This is a genomic window from Veillonella sp. AF13-2 (genome assembly GCF_003603295.1).
GTDB classification, from domain to species: domain Bacteria; phylum Bacillota; class Negativicutes; order Veillonellales; family Veillonellaceae; genus Veillonella; species Veillonella parvula_E.
This window is the reverse complement of the sequence record NZ_QTMT01000013.1, coordinates 267-684: the sequence shown is the minus strand read 5'-3', so window position 1 is coordinate 684 and position 418 is coordinate 267. Positions and strand designations below refer to the sequence as shown.

The 418-nt window shown below is 42.6% G+C and carries 2 tRNA genes; both read left to right on the top strand.

The features are described 5' to 3' along the window. Positions 1-59 precede the first annotated feature (59 nt). Positions 60-136: transfer RNA gene (locus tag DWV85_RS09295), tRNA-Ile, on the top strand. A gap of 130 nt (positions 137-266) precedes the next feature. Further along, a tRNA-Ala gene (locus tag DWV85_RS09290) sits at positions 267-342 on the top strand. Positions 343-418: the final 76 nt, after the last annotated feature.

Here is a 418-nt window from a genome sequence, read left to right as displayed (position 1 = left end):
TACACACTTATCATTGTTTGGTTTTGAGAGATCTGTAAAGACTCTCAATCTACAGATATGGGCCTATAGCTCAGCTGGTTAGAGCGCACGCCTGATAAGCGTGAGGTCGGTGGTTCGAGTCCACCTAGGCCCACCAGTTGGCTCATATAACTTGAAATACACTTTTGTGTAGAGTACAGACATTAAGAGCTAAAATAATAGGAAAAGCTTATAAAAGATAACGGATTCTTCGGAATAGATTATCGAGACTTAAGTGAACCCATTACGGGGGCGTAGCTCAGTTGGGAGAGCACCTGCCTTGCAAGCAGGGGGTCAGGAGTTCGAATCTCCTCGTCTCCACCATTTAGTATTTATTAAATACTAAATTACAATTTAATAGATTTCGATGGCTATCTAGGCGCATGAGATGAACGACGTC